Origin of the sequence: Rhizobium sp. RHZ01, from assembly GCF_014851595.1 — a bacterium.
In the GTDB taxonomy this organism is placed as follows: domain Bacteria; phylum Pseudomonadota; class Alphaproteobacteria; order Rhizobiales; family Rhizobiaceae; genus Rhizobium; species Rhizobium altiplani.
In genome coordinates this window covers 180,713-202,181 of record NZ_JACUZZ010000003.1, presented here as the reverse complement: position 1 = coordinate 202,181, position 21,469 = coordinate 180,713, and the positions used below count along the sequence as shown (strand labels likewise).

Sequence of the window (21,469 nt, the reverse complement as noted above, 5' to 3'; positions counted from 1 at the left end):
GCGGTGCCTACCCGTGGCATCCATCTTGCGGTCATAGCAGTCTTGCTGCGCGACCGCTGCGACGTTCGGCACTGTTATAGTAGCTCGATGCCTGCTGCAGCGATCGGTGTCTTGACTGCTCCATCGCTTCAGGAAGCGGGATGCCGCGGTTTGCGGCCTCCGTAAGATAGCCCGAACGGATTCCGTGTGCGGAAAACTCCCCACTGTCCAATCCAGCCATCGCCACCCGCTGCTTGATCATCGCATTGACCGACTGGGGATCGAGCGCGCGCCGCGAAACAGTTCCCCATCGCCCAATCGCCCTAAACACACTTCCCTTATCGATCTTGGCAGCAGTCATCCAGGCATTGAGCGCCTCCACTGATCGACCGGTAAGATAGACAACATCGTCTTGCTCGCCGCTGGTGGTCTTGGTGCGACCGAGATGGATGGCGAGAGAGCGGAGGGGGCTTCCGCCTTCGACCAGAATCGGCGGCTCGACGGTCAGTTGTTCGCGGCGCAGTCCGGCGATCTCGCTGCGCCGACGGCCGCCAGAGGCGAAGGCGACCATCAGGATGGCGCGGTCGCGGAGATCGCGCAGGCTGTCGGTCGCGCAGGTCGCCAGCAGTTTGGCCAGCACGTCACCGGTGACGGCCTTGGCGCTCTTGCGACGCCGGGTCCGAGGAACAGCGCGTATAGCGAGGCGAATGGCGGATTTGAGGGCAGGGGAGGCGAGGGCGCCGTCAAGGCCGCGCCATTTGGTTAGCGTCGACCAGTTTGCCAGCCGGCGGCGCACCGTCGCCGGCGCATGCGGACCGACGGATTTGAGAAACCCCTGGCGCCGGAGGCTTTCGTCGACGTCGGCCGGCATCCCGTGATCGGGATCCGTGTCGCGGCGTTGCGGGTCCCAGAGGTGATGGGCGACGAATTTCAAAAGCAGCGCCTCGGGCGCCGGCCACGGCAGCGAGCGTCCGGTGGCGGCTATCCCCCAGGCTTCGAGATAGGCGAGATCCGAGGTCAGGGCGCGAAGGGTATTGTCGCCCATGCCCTGGTTGACGAGATGGCGCAGCGTTTCGACATCCTGGTCGGTCAACAGTTCGGCGAGTTCGTCTCGGCGCTCGATCGGCAGGACGGCGGCGATCGTGTCGAGTTCTTCAGCGCGGCGCTCGACGGCATTTTGGGTTTTCTTGGCTTTGGCCACGGGGCGCTCCAAAAGGACGGTTTCAGCGGCCGCCAGGACCGTGATTTGCCCCGATTCTTTCTGATTTGCACCCTGAAATCAATCAACCACCGATAACCAGTACTTATCGATGGTTCGAACTGCAGCCGAAGATTGTCATGAGCAGCGGAAGCAATCCCCTGTATCGCTTCTTATAACGGAATTGTTACCATAAGTTCAACGTGTTATGATTTAGCGAATCTGCCCATCCAGACCTGTTTCGGTGTAAGCGGGGCTGATTTGGTGGCAGACCCGACGAATTTTACGGATTTTGGAGCGCCGTCGCTGTCGTCCCATAGGGGACGATGCTCTCAGGCTCGTCCCGCAACGATGAAGGGGAGTGGCGGAATAAAATGGTCGCCGTCGCCAATGCCCAGCCGTTCCCCAAGATAATGCCCGAACGACAGGCCGAGCTTTTGGCAGGTCTTCATCAGACCGAGCATGCTATCGCGCGCCTGCCGACCATTGCCGCTCACGGTGCCGCCGTGATATCTTTCGCTTGATGACAAAGCAGCGCAGATCTCTTTCCGACGCGTTCGTATGCAGTGGCATTTCAGGTCGCTCCAGAACCCGCAGCAGGTCGGCCTTGTGGCGCCTCAGCCCAGACAACAGTTTGTCGAGGTCCCATAGCCGGTACGAATGGAAAAGATCCGATCGAACCGGAGCTTTAGACTTCAATACGAGTGCCTGGACGCCACCCGCTGGGAGGCCGGAGAGCTTTGTCACCCAATACAGGGCGTTTCAATCGGGGTGGGCTTCCATGATGCTCGTCGCCAACCCAGTGGGATTGTATGACGGAGGGACATGGCAGTGCGCTACGTCGAAATCCGGTTCAAAACTTCATTGTGCGATCCCGGGGCAGTTTTTAGTGGTCGATGGATGAAATGAAACGCCGCCGACCGTCTGCTATTGCCTTCGAACAGCCGGCGGCAGCGTTTCCACTCAGTTTGAGCCGGATGAGGCTATGATGCATTGCTAAAAAAGAATACTCAATCTGGCAGCTTTCTCCTTGCGACTGTTCCAGTTGCCTAGTGAGAGTGGCAATTCTGATACACCGGGCTTCGTGATCAGGCCTCGCTCCCCATGTTTCATCTTGAGCGGCAATCGGATCGAAAAACGTCTACAGATCACACCCGATCAGCTGCGCGAGGGGATTAAGTCCCGCACGCCACTGGCAGAGGCAAGACGTTGCGGGGGCGTGCCCGTCCGAAATAGTGCCCTAATGAGATCCGTTCTAATGCCCAGCCATATCCCCAGACCTTGATGGTGGCCGTTTTTGCGTCATTGAGGTTCTTGCACTGGGCGGTAACCCTGGTGAGGCGACCCTTGTGCCTGGAGCGTCCCTCGCAGCCGTTTGTCCTCCCGATTTTAGGACTCCGAGATCAGTGGTCGTCTCGTCTCGGCGATTGTTCCACGACTTTCTCAATCTTCACATCAGAGCCGTGAGCAGAGAGCTTAGAAATAGGCTTATACTCAAGTCTGTGCTTGAGGCTTCCTGCTTATGCTGATGGGGGGGAACGGCCCGCTCCAACAGCATCATTGTGCTAAAACGTGGTCGTTGTTCAAACGCCACAAGGGAGGGACCGTTCCATGAAGCAGATTAGCACCATCGGGCTGGATTTGGCGAAGCACATTTTTCAAGTTCACGGAGCAGATGAGGACGGCTCTCAACTTTTCAGCCGGAGGCTGCGACGTAGTGAAGTGCTGCATTTCTTCTCGAAGCAACCTGCCTGCGTTGTCGGAATCGAAGCCTGTGGCAGCGCCCATTATTAGGCTCGCGAGATCGCCAGGTTCGGCCACGACGTGCGGCTTATTCCCCCGGCCTATGTCTAGCCCCTCGTTAAAAGGAGTAAAACAGATGCAGCGGACGCCGAGGCCATCAGTGAGGCCGTGACGCGCAAGACCATGGGGTTCGTTCCGGTCAAAACGGCTGCGCAACAAGCGGAAGCGATAGTGCTTAAGAGCCGCAGTCTTCTGGTGAAGCAGCGAACGTAGGTGGTCAATGCCCTGCGTTCGCATCTGAGCGAATTGGGTATCATTGATGCCGCCGGCATGGGAAAGGTCGAGACGCTGGTGGCGGTCCGATTTCACGGATGTCCGCTTACCTGCGGCAGCGCGGCTCGCCTTGATGGCGATTGCCAATCAGATCGATGCTCTGGCAGGCCAGATCGACCGGCTTGATCGCGCTATTGTTGCCGAAGCAAGGACTGATGAGGATATGCGCCGGCTGACCACGATCCCTGGCGTTGGCGCCATCATCGCGGCTACTGTCAAGGCGCTGGTGCCAGACCCCGGTGGTTTCAAATCAGCTCGTCACTTTGCCGCCTGGCTGGGACTTACGCCGAGACAGTATTCGAGTGGAGGGAAAGAACGGATGGGGCGCATCTCGAAGATGGGAAATCCCGAACTTCGATGCCTCCTCGTTCTTGGAGCGACAGCAGTCCTCCGTGGCGCCCGCAAAAATGAGCGAGCACAGCCCTGGCTGAGGACGCTGCTTGCCCGTCGCCCATTCAAGGTGGCCGCAGTTGCGCTGGCCAATAAGATGGCGCGGATTGTCTGGGCGCTTCTAAACAAGAGTGGAGTTTATCGACGCCCGGAGGTGTCGGAGACGGCTGCGGTTGCCCGTTGATGAGCAGCACGGTGACCTACCAAACGATCTGACCGGCGCGGGCCGGCAGAGGGCAAGGAGCAACAACGGACGGTGAACCCACGGGACGAAATCCTGACAGGAGAGAAACCGGACACTCATGCGCTTCGAGCGCGTTATGCTGATTAGTCGCTCCTGTCGCGGACCTCATCGAGGCCAGTAGTACCCATTTCGGGTATAGATGCATTCTCCGGCAGCGATTGGGAATTTGTATCGTCCGCCGAGATTTTTTGAGCCCCGTGACGTTGAACGCGTCAACGCATACATCTAGGAAGCGGAACAACTCGTTGTTGATGCCACGGAAAGCCCTGTGATCAATTCCGCTTCATCGCCGTGAACCGCGCCGGGTTTACCGACAACATCCTCCAGAAGTCGAAGTTGTTCGACTGCTTATGGTGCACTCGTGGGGAGAGTGCACGCTACTGGACGTGTGTAAGAATTCCACCTCGCTACTGAGTGGCAAAGGTCAATATAGGACCTCAATGCAATGGTGGCGGCGTCAGTGCCGCCACCGGCAAAATATCCTACATCTTGGATACTGCTTCCATGGCGTCGGCGAGGGTAGAACTGGGGTTGCTCTTGCAATAAGCAGCGACCTTCTCCGCATTCGCGTGGGCTTTGTCGCCGTCAATCATGGCGCTGCCAGCTTTGCCGTGAACGTACCCATTCACCCACATGGCCACGCCAATGGTCTTGGCGGCCGGCATGTCTCCGACATCCTTGCAGGTCACCTTCGACATGTCTGCTTCCGCGGTCAATGCTTGGCCAGCCAAGCCAAGGCCCGCGACTGCTAGTGCGATTGAAACAAGACGTATCATGGTCGTCCTCCCATAGCCTCGCCCTGCCAGAGCGAGTGCTCGTGTGTGCAGTGATATGTTTGGAAACCACAAGGGGCCGTAGCCAGAACCGACCTCGGCAGGTCGCAGTTTAGAAACAACTAATAATAGCACGATAGAATGAAGAATACGCGCATTTTCATAGAATTTGCTCAGACGTCCTTTTCCTCCCCGCACGAAGCAACTGCGAGTGCACCTGTAATGTCCTCGAAGGCGGGATGAACGCCGTGGCCAGCAAGCGGCAGAATAATTCTCAAAAGCGTGCTTTCGGTTACGATGGCGACCCGTTCGATCGATGATGACTAATGATGAATCTCAAATAGGCCGTGATTGCTTCGAACCTCTCCCAGCCGGGAACGATCTCGACTTGTCAACAATGACCGCGACAATCCATATCGCCGCGCCGTCACTGAGCCTGCAGAAAGGCTTGCAAGCTCTCCTCGACGATCCGAACCTTCCCTTCGTCCGACCAATCCCCTCGGCGACCAAGTAATTGTAGCGCATGACATAAGCTATGGACTTAACGTCAATCAGCAGATCAGAACAGACGGCCGTCGGCGGAGGGATACCCCCGCTAGGACGGCGCGGAGGAACTGGCGCGCAATGACTTTGCTTGAAAAAGGCCGTCGGAAGCGATACCGCGCACGAACTGCGGCCCAACGCCGTAGCCGACCGCGAACAGGAACATCAGGAAGAAGACCGATTTGACGTTCGGCGATATGACGATGCCGAGCTGCCCGATGACCACGGCGGCGAGCAGGGTCGAGGTGACGGCACCGAGACCGAGACCCTTATAGGTGAACTTGCCAACGAAATAGCCGATCGCAAGCGACAGGAAGATGGCGATTTCGGGATATTTCTGAAGCGTTGCGGCAAACCATTGAAGCATGGTGGCGATCTCCGGCGTAGGATCTCTTCGGCTGCGTCTTCTACAAATCGAATAGCGACCCGCCCTACGGCTGAGCCGTCTCGCCCTTGGCGGCGCGGTAGGCCTGCAGATAACCTCGCGCCACCGCACGGATGGCCCTGCCGATCGAATCGTAGGCCTCGTCCGGCAGGTTGGCAAAGGACACGCGCACCGACCAGTTCGGCGCCTCGAAGCCCGATCCGTTCAGCACCACGATGCCATGGTCCTCGGCTAGCTTGAAGGCGATATCGAGCGGATGAACGTTCTCCTTCACCCAGTCCGTCACCTCGTCGCCTACATATTTGCGCGCCCAGTATTCATAGTCGATGATGCCGTAGTAGCGGTCGAAATAGGGGCGAGCCTTGAACTCGATCCCCATTCCGTTCATCAGCTTGTCGAACCGGCGTTGGCAGATGGCCATGCACGCCTTCTGATAGATCTTTTCCTCGTCCATCATTTCCACGAGGCTGAACAGCGACATCATCACCTGTTGCGGGAGCGACAGGCCGGCCGTGTGGTTCAGCGCCACATCGCGGCTATCGGCGACGATGCGATCGATGAACTTGAGATCGCGGGGATGCGGCGTCAGAGCCTTGTAGCGCGCGTCGAGAAGTTTTTGCGTGGCCTCGGGCATCTTTCGGAGCATCTTGTCGAAGATGTTGTCCTGGGCGACGGCGACGACGCCGAGGCGCCAGCCGGTGCATCCGAAATACTTCGAATAGGAATAGACGCCGATCGTGTTGTGAGGCAGATGGCCCATGACGGATTCGAAATTCGGCACGAAGGTGCCGTAGACGTCATCCGTCAGGATCATCAGGTCTGGGCGCTTTGATTTGACGAATTTGACCAGCCGGTCCATGCTTTCCGGATCGATCGCGACCGCGGAGGGATTGCCGGGATTGACGATGAACAGCGCCTTGACTGACTTGTCCTCGAGCGGTTTCAGGTCTTCCTCGGTCAACTGGAAACGGTCTTCCGCCTCCGCCGAAACATGGATCTGCTTCAGCGAATAGTCCTCGAGATGCGGCATCTCGAGATAGGGCGTGAAGATCGGCGTGACGAGCGCAATCGTATCACCGGAGTTCAGAAGGCGCGCATTCTTGAGCGCCTTGAAGATGTAGCACATGGCCGCGGTGCCGCCTTCGACCGGGTAGAGGTCGAATTTTGCGGTCGGGCGGTGGCCAGCGCACATGGCCCACATCAGATATTCATGAGTAATCGCTTCGTTGTGCACCAACGCGCGGTCGGGAACCGGATAGTGGTCGCCGATAATCGAATCCGTGAGTTCGTTGACGAACTTGTCAGGCTCGAAGGCGAATTTCTTGATGGCAAAATCCACCACAGCGTCGAGCGTCTCAGCGCCGGGCGTGTCCGGATCGCCCTTGCGCTTTTCCACCCATGCCTTCAACCGCTTGTAGCATCCGTCGACGGGCGGCATTCCCGCGAGACCCGCTTCTTCATCGAAGGAAACACGCTTGGCCTCGGTCAGCGCGAACTGACCGAGAAGGAAGAAAGCTTCGCGCGCCTTGGTTGCGATCCAGTTGGGGTTGCCTCGCCCGGCGTTGAGATATGCACGACCCGACTTGTCGGCCTGAGCCAGCCTGATGAGTTCGTCCTTGATCTCAAAGGGGCTGAGATCGACAAATTTTGCGTAGATTCCCGCTTCCGTCATTATCATTCCTCCCACTGTGGTATGCCTGCCGGGCACTGGACACATCGAAATGCGGACTTCGAGTTCTGCTAGTTGGAAAGGTATCCGATGAGATTGCAACGGCAAAGAATGTTACACCTTCAAGTGGGGTAGTATACGGTATCCTACACCCTTTAAGGCATGCATCACCGATGTGCTCTCACCCTTTTATCACTGCCGCATACCAATAAGAGCGCCGACAACCTCGACGCCACGGCGACAGTCGACGATATTGATCCGGACGATTTCGACGACGCAATGAAGGGTTTCTCCCGTCTGCAAGCTTCGTCCTAATACGAGACACGCGCCCCGGACCAAGCGGGAAGCCATTTCGCCGGCACTGGTTTTCGAGCGGGTAAGGAGCGCACATGCATTGACCAAGCATCGGAAGCAGAAGCCGGCTGGAGACGGTTAGCCTGGCCACTCGCTTCCGAGAGCCGATATCTCCAGGGCGTAGCCTATTCTTGGGGCCGCGACGTCGCACCCGCTCCGAATGGGGCTGCCACAGCCGCCGCGATTGATCGCGCGATGGCCATCTGGGCGTCGAGAATGCTTCGACCCTTTATATTGACGTCGTAGTCGCTCGACCACACGACTGCACTGTCTGCCCCCCGGACCAGGCGTGCGATTGCTCGCACATCATCAGCCTCCAGGCGTATGCTACCTTGCAGAGTGTATGTCGTGTCGGCGTTGGTTTTTGCGCCCTCAGTGACCACGACCAGTTCTTTGGACTTCACGAGATTGACGACGATTTCATTTTTCAGCCCACTCAGGACTTCATTCGAGACCCTCGTTTCTTCGTTGGTCGCAAAGGGCTTGACTAAAATCGTTGCCCTGCCGCCGCCCATGACTGGCTGCTTCGATGTAGTGTTATTTCTTTCGGTGAACGACGCCATCACCACGGCGGCAAGTACAATCATTCCAGCGGTGATCATAATCCAACGAGGCAATCTGCTTTCGCGCTTTGGCGGCTCGGTTGGCGGCTTCTCGGGCAATGACACGCCTGCGGCAGAGACCGTTTGCGCTTCATCTTCAGTCCTGGTGCCACCCTCAATCGCCCGTTTTGCGAAAGTTGGAACGTAACCGCCAGCCGGAACGGCAATCAGTACCTCATCCATTGAGCCGCTCGTCAGATAGTACCGCTCAAGTGCACTACGAAGCTGGCGTGCTGCCATTCGCACGCAAGGATCATTCATCGCATCGAATGACGCATCACGTCCGAAAACGCTGGTTGCAATAGTGAATGCCTTCAGATAGGCGGCGCGTCCTTCGAGGGTCTCGTTCACGATGAACTGCAAAAATCTGCGCCCGCGATCGGGGAGAATGAAGTCTGGGCTCGACAGTATGCGATCCAACTGTTCTCGGACCTCGCCGGGAGAGGGGTGCGAGTGTACGCCGTCGGGTTGACTTCTCATCTGGGTCCTTCCGACAAGTGGACAACTAAAGGCATGTCGATGCTAGATTATCGACATGTCGTGACATGGCAATTGGCTTCCTTAAACACGCCAAAAAAAAGGCCGCGCAATTTCACGGCGGCCAGAACGGGCACGGAAACAGAACATACCGTAATTTACTTCCGCGTGGGCGCGCGGTTGTTACACTGTTATCGGGTAGAGGATCGCCAATGGGGAAGGATTGGATAGAGGAAGACGGCTGCCGTGGGACCGCGCAATCTGGATTGCGTCGGTTGATGCTCAAGCTGCCTGCGCAACGCCAACTGCTCCAGAAACTGCCCGCGTCCAGTTCATGGCCGTTCTTTTGCAATCTTCTTGAAGCCTACGATGAGGGTTGCGTCGCACTGGAAGCCTTCCGGCGTGATGGTGCTGACCGCTTTTATATCGAGGAGTACGAGACGATGGTCGCTGAATTGGAAGCTGATATCGTCAGGGACCTTGCGCGCGTCGTTTGGCCACCGGACCGGTAGAATAGGATGTCGGGAAAGACAGAGGCCGGGGGAGGCTGCAGCTCGAAAACCATCGGTCGAGGAGGAAGTGAGTAGGCTACAGACGGTCTGCGGTAAACTACCGTATTTTACTTCGCATGTCGCAGCCGTTGAGTGATCCTGAGTTCGGCCCGCTAGGGCTGTGATGCTGTCCCGTCGCGCACGACGCCGGCTAGCTACGGCTCCGCTTAAGGGCTAACGGGACGGAATGCCAGATACCGAGTCTAGGCTACACTGGCGACAATAGTCCATTCGCGACCTGGGACTAATGCTGACGTTGGCCTGAAATGGATGGGGGTCGGTATACGGCTCCCCTCGCCTTGCAGTGCTTTTAGAAGCTGGCGACCTCCAGCAGGCCACTCCAATCGTCTGTGCAGTGACAATTCGTCAACTGTAGCGAATCTTCAATAAAAGGGTGTTGGGAGCATCAGATGCCAAAAAAAACCGCAGACAATCAGTCTCTGCTGATGCATTCGGGGCGTGCCGACAACTGGCGCGAGGTCACGTCTCTGGCCGACGCGTGGGCCGCACAACGGGGAGGGCGGGAGGCGCTGGAGGCAGCGCTCGCCGCCATAGAAGCCGTAGAGGAATACCACGCTTATCCCGGTGCGCGATTGCGCCAAGCCCTGGCCGAGCGCATTGCTTCAAACGACCCCAGCGGCGCGGCCAGACTGGCTCGGCGCATCTCCAACGGCCTTCTGACGGATGCCTATCGCAGCCGTCCCGAGGAGTGGGATGTCAATGACCACCTGTCGCCAAACGAGGTGGTCGATATTATGCCGCCAGCCACGGGTGAGGCTCGTGCTCATCGCCCCTATTTCGAGGTCCTGTTTGTCAACAGCCAACCGGCGGCGCGATGGCCCGCCTTGGCCGGTGAGCTCCGCAGGATGCGCCGTCACGAGGATTCCTTCATCTACGAGCCCATCTTTGTCGGCTCCTTCGAGGATGCGGTTTGCGCTGCGGCATTGAACCCATCTATCATCTCCGTCGTCCTTGCGGAGGGATTCCCTTACCGCTCGCGCCACGACGCGCCAGTGTTGCGCTCCGTCCTAAATCCGCTGCTTGGCGAGGCGGAAAGCCCCGAGGTCTCGGCGCTGCACTTGGCACGCATATTGAAGCGGATCCGACCGGAACTCGACATTTACTTGCTGTCCGACCGGCAGGTCGAGAAAATTGCCGGTGATCCGGCGGCGGATTCGATACGGCGCATCTTCTATTCCGTCGAGGAACCGCTGGAGCTGCATCTCGCGATCATCGAAGGCGTGCAGGCACGGTACGAGACGCCCTTCTTCGACAACCTGAAAAAATATGCACGGCGACCCATTGGTACGTTCCATGCCCTGCCCATTGCTCGCGGCAAGTCTGTCTTCAAGTCGGACTGGATCCGCGACATGGGCGAATTTTATGGCCTCAACCTGTTCTTAGCAGAGAGCAGCGCGACAACGGGCGGCCTCGACAGCCTTCTGGAGCCTACCGGCAACATCAAGCGATCGCAGGAAATGGCTGCCCGTGCCTTCGGTGCCGACCACGTCTTTTTCGTTACCAACGGCACGTCCACCTCCAACAAGATGGCCGTCCAGGCGCTGCTGGCCCCGGGCGATATCGCGGTGGTCGACCGCAACTGCCACAAATCGCATCACTACGGCATGGTTCTAACGGGTGCGCAGCCATACTACGTCGAGGCTTTCCCGATGACGGAATACTCGATGTACGGGGCAGTACCACTCGCAACCATCAAACGTGCATTGCTGGCGTTGAAAGCGGAGGGGCGGCTCAATCGCCTAAAGCTGCTTGACCTGACCAACTGCACCTTCGATGGGCACATGTACAATGTCAGGCGGGTGATGGAGGAGTGCCTTGCCATAAAGCCGGATCTGATCTTCCTCTGGGACGAGGCGTGGTCGGGATTTGCCCGGTTCTCTCCCTTCCTGCGACCTCGAACCGCCATGGGAGCCGCGGCCGATATCGAGGAATGGTTGCGCGATCCCGCCTCCATCAGTGCCTATGAGAAGCAAAGCGCCAATCTCGGAGATAACCCTTCCGACGAGACACTTCTGGCCACCCGGCTGATCCCCGATCCGCGGCTTGTACGCCTTCGCGTCTATCAGACAAACTCGACGCATAAGTCGATGTCGGCGATCCGGCAGGGCTCCATGCTCCTCGTCAAGGATGTGGACTTTCATACGGTTGAAGCTCAGTTCCACGAGGCAGTATTCACGCATGCATCAACGAGCCCCAACCAGCAACTGATCGCCAGCCTGGACGTCGCGCGTCGACAGATGGAACTTGAAGGCTATGGCCTGGTGATGAACGCAATCGAGATTGCGTTGAAGATCCGTCGGGCAATCAATGAGCATCAGCTGATCTCGAAATACTTCCGTGTCCTCGGTGCCGACGAGATGATACCAGCTGCGTACCGCCAGTCGGGCTTCCAGGACTACCTCGCGCCCGGCTCGAACTGGGCCACCGCGGTCAAAGCGATGCAGGAGGATGAGTTCTATCTTGATCCGACGCGCATGACGCTTGTCTGCGGAACCGCTGGTTTCGACGGAACGCAATTCAAGGGATTGCTGGCGAGCGAGTACGGGATCCAGCTCAACAAGACGTCGCGCAATAGCGTGCTACTCCAGTCGAACATCAACAACACGCGTAGCGACGTGGCCCACCTTATCCGCGTTCTCGTCGAGATTTGTCTCGGCATTGAGAAGCGCCTCGCCGACGGTGGACAGGCAGAAAGAGCCGCCTTTGATGCGCGGGTCAAATCCCTGATGACTGACGTGCCGGACCTGCCCAATTTCAGCCATTTCCACGAAACCTTTCGGGGTGATGCGGGTAAAACAACACCCGAAGGCGACATGCGGACCGCCTTCTTCAATGCCTACGACGCCGCGCGTTGCGAGTATGTGCCGCTGCTCGGTGCTGAGTGCGATCGCAGACTGCGGGAGGGACCGGAAATGATTTCGGCCAATTTCGTCATACCCTATCCGCCCGGGTTTCCGATCATGGTGCCGGGTCAAGTGCTGACGCAGGAGACGATCGATTTCATGCGCAAATTGGATGTGAAAGAGATTCACGGTTACGAGAGAGCCAGGGGGCTAAAATTGCTCAAACCGAAGGCTGCAGGCGCAAAGCGCTGAGTCATTGCTTCAGGAGCGCTGGCTTCGCGCTCCCTAATGCCGCCTCGCTACGGCATGCCTTAGCGAGGCACTGCTGACTTCTGGCGTGCGGATAGTTGGCGATCATATCTGGCCTGAAGAAGGGGAGAGGGGGCAATCTGGTCATGTCTTGGGTCGCGCAATTCCTCGTGAAGTATCCGGAACTCGCAGTGTTTCTTGCGATCAGCATCGGATATTTGGTCGGGGGCATCAAACTCGGAGGTTTTACCCTCGGACCCGTCACAGGCTCGCTTTTTGCGGGCATCCTGATAGGTCAATTCGCCGACGTCCCGATTGCCGCCATGGCCAAATCTTTCCTGTTCCTTCTGTTTCTCTTCGGCATTGGCTACTCTGTCGGACCTCAGTTCATGCAAGCCTTGAAACGAGATGGTCTCAAGCCAGTATTGCTTGCCGTCGTTGTATGCGTGACCGGGTTGCTGACGGCGGTAGCGGTTGCCAAGGCTCTTGGTCTTGATCCGGGCTTCGCGGCGGGACTCGTTTCGGGCGCGCTGACCGAAAGCCCGGCCATGGGCACGGCAACCGAGGCGATCAATGGGTTGGCACTGACGGAAGCCGATCGCGCGAGGCTGGTGGCACATATCGCAGTCGCGGATGCGGTGTGCTATATCTTCGGCGCCGTTGGAGTGATCCTGTTCTGCAGCGTCGTCGGTCCGAGGCTGATGCGCATCGATTTGCGTGCAGAGGCACTTAAGCTGGAACAGGAACTCGGGATATCTCGCAAGACGCCCGGCGTGGCATCTGCCTGGCATCGCTTCGAATTGCGCGCCTATCGGATCGCGGACGCTGCGCCGATCGCTGGTCTGACATTGACGGCCGCGGAGGCGAAATTTCCCGAGCACAGGCTCTTTGTCCTGCGCCTGCGACGGGGGAGCACGATCATCGAGGCGGAGACGCAGATGGTGATTGCTGCCGGCGATGTCGTGGCCGTCTCAGGGCCGAGGGAGGCACTCGTGGCCGTGCTTGGCCCACGCGCCGAAGAGGTCGAGGATCGTGAACTTCTTGATGTCCCGATACTCGGGGCAGACGTGCTGTTGACCAACCGTGAGCTTGCGGGCCGAAAGCTCGATGACATTGCCAAGGAGGGGTGGACACGTGGTCTATATCTGCGTGCCATCAGCCGTGGCGGCGCGGCGATCCCCGTGGGGCCGGGGATCCGCCTTGAGCGAGGCGACATTTTGCGCCTGGTCGGGCCGGAGGCGACGGTGTCGCGTGCGGAAAAGCAGATCGGTGTCGTTATCGCACCGATAACGACGACGGATTTCTTCGTTCTCGGTCTTGCGATATTCTTTGGTGGACTTGTCGGCATCCTCGTCACCTTTCCGATCGGCGACATGCGGATTTCGTTGAGCACGAGTGTGGGCACGCTGTTGGCGGGGCTGCTGGTTGGGCATCTGCGCACGCGCTTCCCCCTCTTCGGGCGGATTCCAGATGCTGCTGTATCGCTTATGACTGCGCTCGGCCTTGCCGCGTTCGTCGCAATGACGGGGCTGCACGCTGGACCGCTGTTTGTTGCTGCAATCGCCGAAGCGGGTGTGGGGCTTCTGTTTGGCGGCATGATCGTCACCATTGCCCCGATGATTGTAGGGCTCTATTTCGGCCGCTACGTGCTTCGCATGAACCCCATCCTGCTACTCGGGGGGCTGGCCGGCGCGCAGACGATGACTGCCGGCATGGCGGCCGTCCAGGATCGATCGGGAAGTACCGTTGCGGTTCTCGGATACACACCGGCTGTACCCATCGGCCATATTCTCCTCACGACCTGGGGGACCTTGATCGTCAACATCGTCGCGAATTAACGGGTATCCCAAAAAGCTACTATCTGTGTTGATCGCAATTGCCAGTGGCCATGCGTATTGAACCGACGGCGATTTGGTCACTCTACCGCCCCCCACGTCTCGCAGGCGCGATCAAGTGACAAAGCGCCCTGTCAGGCACGTAGCCTTCGAACCAACCTTCGAGGTTCGGACCTTATGTTCTGCTGCCTTTTTCGCTGCCAACTGGGGTGGCGAAACGATTGGAGCAAGTCGCGAGGGTGGCAATTCGGGAGCGTTGTAAGGGGAGGTACGCGACAACAGGTTCCCGGCATCCTATTCCAGTGCAGGTTCAGTTCAGGCAGAGTGTGAGCCACGGTCGGGGTCGCACGCAGATTGGCCAGTGCGACCAGTTCGCCCTTGCGCTTACGGTCGAATTCGTCCCGGTGCATCCAAAAGGATCGTCTCCCGATCATCTGTTTCTTGCCGAAGCGCGAGCGACGCACCGACCTGCCTAACCTCCAGCACTGTGCGTTACGCATCGCGAACGGGGGCAGTGCAACGTTTCCGGTTTCGGATTGACACCGACCGCCGCCGGGGCCGGCGACAGCGACCGTGGTCGCCGGACGACTGGCTGCTTCCTGCGGCGGCGATCACGGAAGCGATGGTCGTAAGACCGCATTGAGTTCTTCAAATGGTTTCCGCAAACACGGCGACAGTTTACAATGCCCAGAAAAATGGCTCCGGGCCCGCCATTTCGCGCAGCCGCGCTTGAAACAGCACTTTCATCTCGCGGAAATCCTTGAAGCCCACATGGCGGACAAATCTTGAGACTGATGTCGGCGATACGCCACACAAGGTTGCAAGCGTCTTGCTGCTCTCGAAGGCGACAATCTCAGGATTCGCCAGCGCGAAGCGTGCCACCTGTCGAAGCTGATCGGGAAAATCCAACTGGCCGCTCGCAATCAACTGGTTGAGATGATGATAATTGTGCGGCGCCGTCCGCCGTGCGGAAATGTCTATCATGTTGACCTCGTGGGGTTTGTGGGGCGGAAGCGCAAACGCTGCTGTGCGGTCGCTTCCGCCACCATCGCGCCCTGGTCAGGCGCTCGCATCCGGACGACGCCTTGGCTCGCCGAGGTTGATGGCGGCGTTGCGCAACAGCTCGACAGATTTGCGCATTCCCTCCATCGGCGACATCATCAAGTCCTCATGCTCGATCGACAGCACGTCGTCGTAGCCGACCTGCTTGAGCGCCGTACAGAACTGCCGCCACCAGGTTTCCCCATGGCCATAGCCAAGTGTGATGTAGTTCCAGGTACGTTCGGCGTAGCGGTCGCCGGGACGCGGGTCGAGCACGCCGTCGATGGCCGCGGGCACCGGTTCGACGCGGGTGTCCTTGGCGTGGACATAGTAAATGGCCGAACCGAGCTGGCGGACCGCGGCGATCGGGTCGGCGCCCATCCACATCGGATGGCTCGGATCGTAGTTGGCGCCTACGGTCTCGCCCACTGCATCGCGCAGCTTTATCAGCGTGTGGACGTTGTAGACGGCCTGGTGGCCATGCAGTTCGAGGCACAGCTTGTGGATGCCGAGGTTGTTGGAATAGGCGACTAGATTGCGCCAATAGGGGATCAGCTTTTCTTCCCATTGGTATTTCTGGATTTCGAGGCATTCCGGCGGCCAGTCGGTGATGATCCAGTTTGGATTGGCATCGCCGGGGCCGCCCGGCAACCCCGACATCAGGACGACGCGGTCGATGCCCAGGAGGCTTGCGAGCTTGATAGTCTTCTCCGTCACCTTGTGATGCTCGGCGCCCTTCGCCCCCGGATGCAGCGGATTGCCGGAGCAGTTCAGGGCGGCGATCGTCATGCCGTGATCCTTGACGGCAGCGACGAATTCCCGGCGCGTCGTGTCACTATCGAGCATGGCATCGAGGTTGATATGAGGTGCGCTCGACCAGTTGCCGCAGGCAAATTCGAGGGTCTCCAGCCCGAGTTCGGCCGACGCCCGCAGCATGTCCTTGAACGACAAGCCGCCGAGGCTGTCGGTGATCATTCCTATTTTCATCGTATCAATCCCAGTCTTAGAACTTGATCGGTTCGAAGCGGCCGGACTTTGCCGACGCAAGGGCGGCTTCGCAGAGGATCATTGCCTTGCGTCCGTCGCTCGCGCCGACATCCGGCTTCTTGTTGGCAAGCACGCACTCGATGAAGTGATCGAGCTCGGCGTAGTAGGAGTCCATGTAGCGCTCGACGAAGAAGTAGAGCGGCTTGTCGCGCGATACGGCCTCGGAGCCGAAGGCTTCAACCGAGGTCGGCATGCGGTTGCCGGCTCGCAGCATGCCGTTCGAACCGTGTACTTCGATGCGTTGGTCATACCCATAAACGGCGCGGACACTGTTGTTGATATGGCATTGGCGGCCGGAGGCGGTGCGCAGGACGAACATCGCGGTGTCGTAATCGCCGTGCTTGGCATAGTAGGGCAGTACCAGGCAGGATCCGGTCGCAAACAGCTCGACGGGCTCCTCGCCGAGTAGGTTGCGCGCCATGTCGAAGTCGTGGATCGTCATTTCGCGGAAAACACCGCCGCCGCCGGCAAGCGCTTCCTCGGTCTCCGCCTCAGGGTCGCGGCTGGTGATGATCACCTGTTCAACGGAACCGATCTCGCCGGCATCGAGACGCTCCTTGAGAGCGCGGAAGCTGGGGTCGAAGCGGCGGTTGAAGCCGATCTGGAACAGCGCGCCGGCCTTTTCGATTGCCGCGAGGCATTCATCTGTACGGCCGATGTCGAGATCGATCGGCTTCTCGCAGAAGATCGCCTTGCCCTTCGCCGCTGCCACCATGGCAAGCTCGGCATGGGTCTTGGTGGCCGAGGCTATCATCACCGCCTTGATGGTCGGATCCGAAAGCGCCGTCTCGGTGTCGACGATCTTCGCGCCTGTCTGCGTGGCGATGCGTTGCGCCGCTTCGGGGCGCGGGTCGACGATATAACGAAGCCGTGCCTTCGGATGGCGCGCAAGGTTTCCTGCATGGACGCTGCCGATCAGGCCGGCGCCAAACAAACAAATGTCGATCATTTCAGTTACTCTCTCCTCGGGCCGGTTCGACCGGCCATTGATGGACAATGCGGACCTCGATCCGCGGCTATTTGACCGCTCCCATGGTCAGGCCACGCACTAGGTGGCGTTGTACGAGCAGGGCGAAGACGACGATGGGCAACGCTCCGATCACGCCGGCCGCCGCCATGGATGCCCAATCGGTGTCGATGCGGCCGATCAAAGTCGCCGTGCCGCGCGGCATGGTCATGGCCTTTGGGGTGGCGGTCAGTGCCAGGGCGAACATGAACTCGTTAAAGGTCACGATCACGGCGAAGATGGCGGTTGCGGCAATGCCAGGAGCCGCCAGCGGCAAGGTCACTCGGCGAAAGGCACCGAACCGGGAGTCGCCGTCGACCATGGCGGCCTCCTCGAGGTCGACCGGAATTTCTCGGAAGAAGCTTTCCATCATCCAGACGCAGAAGGTCACGTTGAAGGCGGTATAGGTGATGATCAGGCCGAGCCACTGGTCAAGCAGGCCAAGACGCAGCATCAGCAGGTAGACCGGGATCAGGATTACCACCGGCGGCACGATGCGCAGCGTCAGCAACAGCAGGCCGATCTTGCGTTCCAGCAAGAAAGGCAGACGAAAGCGGGCCATCGCATAGGCGCCCAGCGTGCCGAGAACCAAAGCGATGGAGACCGACACGGTTGTCACTACCAGCGAGTTGGTCAAATAGGCGCCGAAGTTCTTCTCCGAAAAGAGCCGCAGATAATTGTCGAAGGTCGGTACATGGGGGTAGAGCGTGCCTTCCTGCGTGATTTCCTTGTTGGACTTAAGCGATGTCGAGACCAGCCAGTAGATTGGCACCAGGACGATGAACACGATGAACGACGTCACACTGGCCCTTGCGAGACGGGAATTCATTCCTGAGCCTCCTTCTGAAGAAGACGAACGGCCGTAAGCGCCATGGCGAGCACGATCAGTCCGACAGTGACGAACATTGCCGAGGCGTATCCGGTTTGTTGAAACTTGAAGGCGGTATCATAGCCGTAGATCGAGACGAGCTTGGTCGCTTCGCCGGGGCCGCCGCGGGTCAGCACGAAGACTTGGTCGAAGGTCCCGAAGGCGTCGATCGTCCTGAGCACGATGGCGATAGCTAGCACCGGTCGCATCATCGGCAGCGTCAGATCGACGAAGCTGCGCCAAGCGCCCGCACCGTCGACGCGGGCCGCTTCGAACGGTTCCTGCGGCAAGGATTGCAAACCTGCGAGCAGGATGAGGAACATCAGCGGCGTCCATTCCCAAACGTCGAGAACAACAAGACCGATGAAGGCGTTGACCGGATCGCCAAGGATCTGGACCTGACCGCCGCCAATCGCCACGGAGAGGGCCGTGATCATGCCGGCGTCGCTGGCATAGATCAGACGAAACAGGATCGCCACCACGACAGGTGTGATCACCATCGGTATGATGAGTACCGTTCTGAGAAGTCGGATGCCTTTGAATTCGCGGAGGCAGAACAATGCCAGCGCAAAGCCGAGCACGGTCTCGATTGCCACCGCCAGGAAGACGAACCTGATACTCACCCACAGAGCGTTGAGGAACTGGTCGTCGCTCCAGAGGCGCACATAGTTATCCAGCCCGGCCCAGCCAACCGCCGTGCCGTAGCGGTAGGCTTGCACGCTGGCGCGCAAGCCGTCCCAGAATGGATAGACCAGGACGCAGAGCACGACCAGGACCGCGGGTGCCAGCATCAGGTAGGGCAAGGCAAGATCTAGTCCGGCGCCCTGAAGCCGTTGTTTGGTCAGGATCTGGCCCTTCGGGTTCATTGATAGTATCCCGCCCTTCGGGTTCATTGATAATATCCCGCCTGAGCGAGGTATTCCTTGACCTCATTGGCCGCTGCGTCCATCGCGGCTCCGCCGCCAGAGCCGGCCTGAAGCGCTTTGTTGAGCTCGATGCCGAGCAGCTCCTCAACCTTTGCCCATTCCGGCATACGCGGCCGGGGCAGCGCGCCGGCGTCAAGCTGCTGGAGCGCGACCGGGATCAAACGATTGCCGGGCTTGGCGATGCCAAACGCGCTGCGCTTGACCGGGATCATTCCGGCTTCGGCGACCTTCGCCTGGGTATCTGCGCTCGTATACCACTTGAGGAATTCGATCGCGTTCGCCTTGTTCGGCGCCGACTTCGGTACGCCGGCTATGAAGATCCCGAGCTGTGAAATGGCCTTCACCTGCTTCGGAACAACCCCGAAGTCGAGTTTGCCGACCACCTTGGACTGGGCCGGATCGTCGGACTTCAGTGCATTGCCGGAATATTGGATGATCGCGCCGGCATCGCCGCCAAGGATGGCCGCCCCTTCCTGATCGGAGTCGAATTCGACCACGCCCGCCGGAGCGTTCTGCTTCATGGTGCCGACGAAGAAGTCAGAGGCGGCCTTACCGGCTTCCGAGTTGAACGTCGGGTTCCACTTGTCATCGAAGAACTCGCCGCCGAACGACAGGAAGATCGAATACCAGCTGGTGACGATCGAGTTGCCGGCGACGCCGCGGAAGACGACCGGATACTTGATCTTGCCCGACGCGACGCCTTCCTTACCTTTGGAGATCACCTCGTCCCAGGTCTTCGGCGCTCCGTTGGTATAGACATCGTTGCGATAGGTCAGCGTCTGCAGATCGCCGATGAAGGGCGCGCAGATCAGGGTCGGCGTTGCATCCTTGAATGCGGCGACACGCGGGCCGCTTCGTGGCGGCCAGAAACCCATATCGATTAGCGGGCCGATCCAGTCCTTGTCATCGACGCCAAGGCCGGCGGCGCCCAGATCCTCGAGCACATTGGCTGCGCCGAATTGCGGTACCCACGGATCGTCAAGCAGATAGAGGTCGTATTGCCCCGCGCCGTTCTGGGCGTCGGCGAACCACTTCTCGAGGGTCACGCCGTATTCGTCTTCCAGGAAGTCGATGTCGAAGCCTGCTTCCTTGGCAAGCGGGATGATTTTCTGCTTGAAGGGGGTCAGGCCGCCATCGGCGAACGCGCCGATAATAACTTTCTTGCCGGCAGCCTTAGCAGGCGCCGGAATGATCAAGGTACCGATGCTGGTGGAGGCGAGTGCCAGCAAAACCGTTGCCTTGAGTAGGGAACGGCGGGATGTCGTCAGGTAGGATTTCTTATCGTCCGTCATGCTCTGTTCCTCTCTGTTTTTTCCACTCTATGAACAGCGGTTTTGCCAGCCGTATCGAAGAAGCAGGCATTGCCGACATCGAAGGAGACGCCAATGTGGTCTCCCACCGACGCCCGGAAGCCGCGATCGGCGCGCACTGTCAGCCGCCCGCCGTCGACACGCACATCGACCAGGGTTTCGTTGCCCATCGGTTCGACCACGTAGATTTCACCGGCCATCGAGCCCGTGACACCTGGCTCAGTTAAATGCAGATCTTCCGGCCGAATGCCGAGTTCGGTAACACTGGCTGCGCGGCAGGCCTCAAAGCGCTCACCCCTGATCGCGAGGCGGGCGCCGCCGACCCGGATGTCTGTTCCGTCCGCCTTGACCGGCAGGACGTTCATCGGCGGATTGCCGACGAACGTGGCGACGAAGCGGTTGGCCGGGCGGTCATAGACTTCGGCTGGCGCCGCCAGCTGCTGCAAATCACCACCGTGCATGACGGCGATCAGATCTGCCATCGTGAGGGCTTCGGCCTGGTCGTGGGTAACGTATATCGTCGTTGAGCCGAGGCGCTGGCAGAGCCGTTTAATCTCGCCGCGCATGGTCAGGCGCAGACGGGCGTCGAGATTGGACAATGGCTCGTCCATTAGGAATGCCGTCGGATTGCGGACAATTGCACGGGCAAGGGCAACACGTTGCCGCTGGCCGCCGGAAAGCTGGCGAGCGCGCCGGGTCAGTAGATGGTCGATCTCCAAGATCGCGGCAACCTCAGCGATCTTGGCCTTGCGCTCGTGATCGGGCATGCCGCGGAGCCACAGTGGGTAGCCGATGTTTTCCTCAATTGTCATCTGCGGGTAAAGCGCATAGCTCTGGAACACCATGGCGATGTCACGATCGCGCGGCTGCAACCGCGTGACATCGCGTTCGCCGATCAGCACCTGGCCGGCGGTCGGCATTTCGAGGCCAGCGAGAATGCGTAACGCCGTAGTCTTGCCGCAGCCCGACGGACCTAGCAGTGCAAGGAAGGCGTGGTCGGGCACGCTGAGGTTGAGGGATTTCAGGACGTTGAACGCCCCGAAGCTCTTGACGACACCGTTGTAGCGAACGGAACTCATGGC

The 21,469-nt window shown here is 59.2% G+C and carries 16 protein-coding genes and 2 pseudogenes; 4 read left to right on the top strand and 14 right to left on the bottom strand.

The genetic code is table 11. The features are described from left to right. Positions 1 to 31: 31 nt before the first annotated feature. The 3 genes from IB248_RS05530 to IB248_RS32360 form a co-directional block, all read right to left on the bottom strand. Positions 32 to 1,180: a site-specific integrase gene (locus IB248_RS05530; RefSeq protein WP_192240482.1), complete on the bottom strand. Its 1,149-nt coding sequence runs from the start codon at positions 1,178 to 1,180 to the stop codon at positions 32 to 34. A gap of 329 nt (positions 1,181 to 1,509) precedes the next feature. After that, positions 1,510 to 1,674: a hypothetical protein gene (locus IB248_RS31575; RefSeq protein ID WP_246734720.1), complete on the bottom strand. Its 165-nt coding sequence runs from the start codon at positions 1,672 to 1,674 to the stop codon at positions 1,510 to 1,512. Then, a complete protein-coding gene (locus tag IB248_RS32360; protein WP_312867271.1) occupies positions 1,643 to 1,924 on the bottom strand; it encodes a transposase in 282 nt (93 codons plus the stop codon). The genes IB248_RS31575 and IB248_RS32360 overlap by 32 nt, the downstream gene beginning before the upstream one ends. A gap of 864 nt (positions 1,925 to 2,788) precedes the next feature. Between IB248_RS32360 and IB248_RS05520 the strand changes: the two are divergent. Next, a pseudogene (locus IB248_RS05520) lies at positions 2,789 to 3,827 on the top strand (IS110 family transposase). A 542-nt stretch (positions 3,828 to 4,369) separates the two neighbouring features. On the opposite strand, the gene IB248_RS05515 reads toward IB248_RS05520, so the two are convergent. The 4 genes and pseudogenes from IB248_RS05515 to IB248_RS05500 all read right to left on the bottom strand — a co-directional run bounded on the left by IB248_RS05515 (position 4,370) and on the right by IB248_RS05500 (position 8,564). Next, the gene (locus tag IB248_RS05515) at positions 4,370 to 4,663 is read right to left on the bottom strand and encodes an HdeA/HdeB family chaperone (RefSeq protein ID WP_192240481.1); all 294 of its coding nucleotides are present in this window, start codon (positions 4,661 to 4,663) and stop codon (positions 4,370 to 4,372) included. A gap of 628 nt (positions 4,664 to 5,291) precedes the next feature. Beyond that, positions 5,292 to 5,570, bottom strand: a pseudogene (locus IB248_RS05510) (aspartate-alanine antiporter); the annotation flags it as partial. Between the two features lie 64 nt (positions 5,571 to 5,634). Beyond that, a complete protein-coding gene (locus tag IB248_RS05505; RefSeq protein ID WP_169680671.1) occupies positions 5,635 to 7,260 on the bottom strand; it encodes a bifunctional aspartate transaminase/aspartate 4-decarboxylase in 1,626 nt (541 codons plus the stop codon). Between the two features lie 476 nt (positions 7,261 to 7,736). Beyond that, positions 7,737 to 8,564, bottom strand: a complete 828-nt coding sequence (locus tag IB248_RS05500) for a hypothetical protein (protein ID WP_312867230.1) — start codon at positions 8,562 to 8,564, stop codon at positions 7,737 to 7,739. A gap of 404 nt (positions 8,565 to 8,968) precedes the next feature. Here IB248_RS05500 and IB248_RS05495 point away from each other — a divergent pair, with 404 nt between their 5' ends. The 3 genes from IB248_RS05495 (at position 8,969) to aspT (ending at position 14,192) form a co-directional block, all read left to right on the top strand. Continuing rightward, positions 8,969 to 9,202: a nodulation protein gene (locus IB248_RS05495; protein WP_246733615.1), complete on the top strand. Its 234-nt coding sequence runs from the start codon at positions 8,969 to 8,971 to the stop codon at positions 9,200 to 9,202. Positions 9,203 to 9,651: 449 nt separating this feature from the next. Further along, positions 9,652 to 12,357 (top strand): decarboxylase, encoded by a 2,706-nt coding sequence (locus tag IB248_RS05490; protein WP_169680674.1) that lies wholly within the window; start codon positions 9,652 to 9,654, stop codon positions 12,355 to 12,357. A 143-nt stretch (positions 12,358 to 12,500) separates the two neighbouring features. After that, positions 12,501 to 14,192 (top strand): aspartate-alanine antiporter, encoded by a 1,692-nt coding sequence (aspT, locus tag IB248_RS05485; RefSeq protein WP_169680974.1) that lies wholly within the window; start codon positions 12,501 to 12,503, stop codon positions 14,190 to 14,192. Positions 14,193 to 14,867: 675 nt separating this feature from the next. Here aspT and IB248_RS05480 read toward each other — a convergent pair. From IB248_RS05480 to IB248_RS05450, 7 genes are all read right to left on the bottom strand, one after another. Then, entirely contained in the window at positions 14,868 to 15,173 is a 306-nt protein-coding gene (locus IB248_RS05480; RefSeq protein ID WP_025659238.1) for a MurR/RpiR family transcriptional regulator, read from the bottom strand. A gap of 75 nt (positions 15,174 to 15,248) precedes the next feature. Next, a complete protein-coding gene (locus IB248_RS05475; protein ID WP_169680676.1) occupies positions 15,249 to 16,217 on the bottom strand; it encodes a sugar phosphate isomerase/epimerase in 969 nt (322 codons plus the stop codon). 16 nt (positions 16,218 to 16,233) lie between these two features. After that, complete coding sequence (gene iolG, locus IB248_RS05470; RefSeq protein WP_192240480.1) at positions 16,234 to 17,226, bottom strand: inositol 2-dehydrogenase; 993 nt, start codon at positions 17,224 to 17,226, stop codon at positions 16,234 to 16,236. 67 nt (positions 17,227 to 17,293) lie between these two features. After that, on the bottom strand, positions 17,294 to 18,112 hold the full coding sequence (locus IB248_RS05465; RefSeq protein WP_025659235.1) for a carbohydrate ABC transporter permease: 819 nt from the start codon (positions 18,110 to 18,112) through the stop codon (positions 17,294 to 17,296). Then, positions 18,109 to 19,044 (bottom strand): sugar ABC transporter permease, encoded by a 936-nt coding sequence (locus IB248_RS05460; RefSeq protein ID WP_192240479.1) that lies wholly within the window; start codon positions 19,042 to 19,044, stop codon positions 18,109 to 18,111. Before IB248_RS05460 ends, IB248_RS05465 begins: the two co-directional genes overlap by 4 nt. Beyond that, complete coding sequence (locus IB248_RS05455; RefSeq protein ID WP_025659233.1) at positions 19,041 to 20,369, bottom strand: extracellular solute-binding protein; 1,329 nt, start codon at positions 20,367 to 20,369, stop codon at positions 19,041 to 19,043. The genes IB248_RS05460 and IB248_RS05455 overlap by 4 nt, the downstream gene beginning before the upstream one ends. Next, complete coding sequence (locus IB248_RS05450) at positions 20,366 to 21,466, bottom strand: ABC transporter ATP-binding protein (RefSeq protein ID WP_025659232.1); 1,101 nt, start codon at positions 21,464 to 21,466, stop codon at positions 20,366 to 20,368. The genes IB248_RS05455 and IB248_RS05450 overlap by 4 nt, the downstream gene beginning before the upstream one ends. Positions 21,467 to 21,469 lie beyond the last annotated feature (3 nt).